Genomic DNA, 3530 nt, shown 5'->3' on the forward strand with positions numbered 1-3530 from the left:
ACGGGGGGCGTCCGCGACCGCCCGGGCGGGGGGCCGGCCTCCAGGGGGCCGGGTCGGGCCGCCGGCCGGATCGTGCGCCCGGACGTCCCGAGGACGAAGGCGGCCGCGAGGGCCGTGAGCGAGGGGAGGGAGGGCATCCTCGACTGGTTCCCCCGCGACGCGACGAACGCGATCCCGGAGGGGCCCAGCTCGGTCATCCAGTCCATCAAGAGGGCCTCGGGGGGCTTCAGGAACCTGGCCCACCCGGAGGCCATGGCCTTCCTCAGGCTGGGACGCCTGGACTTCTCGGCCCAGCTGGCGTCGGAGTGTGCTGGCCACCAGAAGTGACGATGAGCCCTTTTTTGCCGCATCGTCGCGGATGGCGGCGTGAGATGGCGGCTCGACTTTTCAGGGGACGCGTCCGCGACCCTGAGCATTTTGATGAACAGGGGGTAACGGCTGTATAGGACGGCACCCCTTGGGGGTATCGTAGCTGAAGCTTATTCCTACCCGTCAAGTATGATTAGCTTTGCTACCTTGCCCGTGAGGGCAGGAGTGCGGGAGGGCATCATGCCCGCGCCCGCCCAAGGAGAAAGGCACCACCATGAAGAACGATGCTACCAAGCGCACGCCCTTCGCGACTCGTCGCCAGGCCCTCGGCCTGGGCGTCGGTGGGTTCGCGGCCCTCGCGCTCGCCGCCTGCAGCCCCGACGACGCCAGCTCCAGCAATGGCGCCAGCTCCTCCGACGCCTCGGCTGACGCCACCCCCGTCGCCATCGACGCCACCGCCTACGACAGCCTGATCGCCTCCGGTGCCGTCGCCGACGACGCCACCGTCCAGGCCAGCGGCTGGGCCAAGGCCATCAAGGACGCCGGCAGCTTCCGTGTGGGCACCACGCGCACCTCGACCCTCTTCAGTCTCCTCAACGAGAAGGACGGCAAGCTCCGCGGCTTCGACTCCGGCCTCTCGCAGCTGCTCGCCCGCTACATCCTTGGTGACGAGTCCAAGATCGAGATCACGCAGGTCACCTCTGACACCCGCGAGTCCGTGCTGACCAACAACCAGGTCGACGCCGTCTTCGCGACCTACTCCATCACCGACGAGCGCAAGAAGCTCATCTCCTTCGCCGGTCCCTACTACACCTCCAAGCAGGGCATCCTGGTCAAGGCCGACAACACCGACATCAACGGCGTGGACGACCTCAAGGGCAAGAACGTCGCCGCCCAGTCCGGCTCCACTGGTCCCAGCGTCGTCGCCGAGTACGCTCCCGAGGCGAAGGTCCAGGAGTTCAGCACCGACGAGGAGGCCCGCGCCGCCCTCGAGCAGGGTCGCGTCGACGCCTACGTCATCGACATCACCCTGCACTACGGCAGCGTCGTCAAGAACCCCGGAAAGTACCGCATCGCCGGCGACCCCTTTGGCCCCGAGGACGACTACGGCATCGGCCTCCCCAAGGATTCCGACGGTGTCGCATTCGTGAATGCCTTCCTCAAGAAGATCGAGGACGAGGGCACCTGGGCCAAGCTCTGGCAGATCGCCATCGGTGACCGCACCGGTGTCGCCTCCGCTCCCGAGGCCCCTGTCATCCAGGCCTAGCCCGAAGCGGACGGGACGGCCGCGGCGAGTCGCCCACGACATGAACCTTGGCAACGGGGCCTTCGTGCGTTCCCTGCGCGCGATGGCCCCGCTGCGGTAAGGAGAGGCACATGGGGCTCTCTGAGCTTCTCACCACATATGGCGACGTCTACCTGACGGCGTTGCTCACCACCTGGAAGATGACTGCCGTCTCGTACGTGGGCGCGATGGTGCTCGCGCTGGTGGTCACCGTCATGCGCGTGTCCCCCATCAGGCCCCTGCGCGTCGTGGGCGACCTCTACGTCCAGGTGTTCCGCAACATCCCGGGCGTCTCGCTGGTGATCATCATCGTCTACGCGCTGCCCGTCCTCAAGGTCGTGCTGGACTATGGGCCAAGCGTGGTCATCGCCTGCGTGCTCCTGGGATCCGCCTTCGGCTCCGAGAACTTCATGAGCGGCATCAACACCATCGGCGTGGGACAGATCGAGGCGGCACGCTCGTTGGGCATGGGCTTCGTCCAGATCCAGCGACAGGTCGTGATTCCCCAGGCGCTGCGCTCGGCGGTCCTCCCCATGACCAACCTGCTCATCGCGGTGATGCTCACCACGGCCCTGGGATCCCAGGTGCCGCTGAGCCCCAACGAGCTCACGGGGGCAGTGTCGTATATCAACACGAGGTCCACTGGCGGCATCCTTGCCTTCGCCATCTCGGCCTTGGGCTACGTGCTGACCGCCGTGGTCATCGGCTTCGTCGGAAACCGCATCGACAAGAGGGTGAGGATCGTCCGATGAGCTCCCATACCGATACCATGTCCATGAGGGACGCCCTCTTCGAGGCGCCCGGCCCGAGGATGCGCCGCAACATCCGTGTGGGCACCGCCATCTCCCTTGTCCTCGTCGCCGTCGCGTTGGGGCTCGTCGTCCAGCGCTTCTACCTGACAGGCCAGCTCGCCGCCAAGTACTGGACCTTCTTCGGCCAGGCGTCCACCTGGGCCTTCCTGGGTCGCGGCTTTTTGGGCACCATCCAGGTCGCCCTGGTGGCGGGCGTCATCGCCCTGGTGCTGGGTCTCGTGCTCATGCTGGGAAGGACCAGCGCCCTGAGGCCGGTCGCGCTCGTCTCGCGCGTGGTCATCGACTTCTTCCGCGGCGTGCCCAGCCTGCTTCTGATTTACTTCTTCTTCCTGGTCGTTCCCCAGTACGGCATCAAGCTCTCGTCCTTCTGGATGATCACGCTGCCGGTGGGGCTTGCCGCCTCGGGCGTGCTCGCCGAGGTCTTCCGCGCGGGCGTCAACGCCGTGCCGCGCGGCCAGGTCGAGGCGGCCATGTCGTTGGGCATGAGCAAGCACAAGATCACCTTCAAGATCGTGCTGCCCCAGGCCATCCGCTTCGTGATTCCCACGCTCATCTCGCAGCTGGTGGTCGTGGTCAAGGACACGACGGTCGCCTACGTGGTGAGCTATCCCGACATGCTGCAGAACGCGCGCGTGCTCATCACCAACTACGACGCGCTCGTGAGCACCTACTTCGTGATCGCGATCATCTACATCCTGCTCAACTACCTCATCAACAAGGCGTCTGTCGCGGTGGCGCGCAAGACGGGGACCAAGATCATCTCGCGCACGAGCACGGCCGCCGTGTAGGGAAGTCGCCGGTCGCGCGGACGTCGTGGCAGCTCGTCTGTCCAAGTCCGTCGGCGCGAGGCGAGCGGACGCATCCCATGCAGGCGAGAGCCACGAACCATCCCCTGCCGCAATGCAGGGCAAATAGCCAAACGCAACGTCGATCGGAGACACAGATGGCCATGGAAGAGACCAGCACCCAGCTGCCCGTCATCGAGCTTGACCACGTCAACAAGCACTACGGAGACCTCCACGTCCTGCGCGACGTGAGCCTCAAGGTCAAGAAGGGCGAGGTCGTCGTGGTCATCGGGCCCTCGGGCTCCGGGAAGTCGACCCTCTGCCGCACCATAAACCGGC

The 3530-nt window shown here is 66.0% G+C and carries 5 protein-coding genes; all 5 read left to right on the forward strand.

What is annotated here, in order from left to right; translation table 11 throughout:
• Positions 1 to 327, forward strand: a 327-nt coding sequence (locus Q5923_RS09495; RefSeq protein ID WP_303133689.1) for a transposase, incomplete at its 5' end; no start/stop codon positions are given.
• 256 nt (positions 328 to 583) lie between these two features.
• Positions 584 to 1576 carry a glutamate ABC transporter substrate-binding protein gene (locus Q5923_RS09500; protein WP_303133691.1) on the forward strand — a complete coding sequence of 331 codons (993 nt, stop codon included), beginning with the start codon at positions 584 to 586 and terminating at the stop codon, positions 1574 to 1576.
• Positions 1577 to 1686: 110 nt separating this feature from the next.
• Entirely contained in the window at positions 1687 to 2346 is a 660-nt protein-coding gene (locus Q5923_RS09505; RefSeq protein WP_062530593.1) for an amino acid ABC transporter permease, read from the forward strand.
• The gene (locus Q5923_RS09510) at positions 2343 to 3194 is read left to right on the forward strand and encodes an amino acid ABC transporter permease (protein WP_009278750.1); all 852 of its coding nucleotides are present in this window, start codon (positions 2343 to 2345) and stop codon (positions 3192 to 3194) included. The genes Q5923_RS09505 and Q5923_RS09510 overlap by 4 nt, the downstream gene beginning before the upstream one ends.
• Positions 3195 to 3349: 155 nt before the next feature.
• Positions 3350 to 3530: ATP-binding cassette domain-containing protein (locus Q5923_RS09515; protein WP_303133694.1), on the forward strand; the 181-nt coding region annotated here is incomplete at its 3' end.

This window comes from uncultured Olsenella sp. (assembly GCF_959602185.1).
Lineage (GTDB): Bacteria > Actinomycetota > Coriobacteriia > Coriobacteriales > Atopobiaceae > Olsenella_I > Olsenella_I phocaeensis.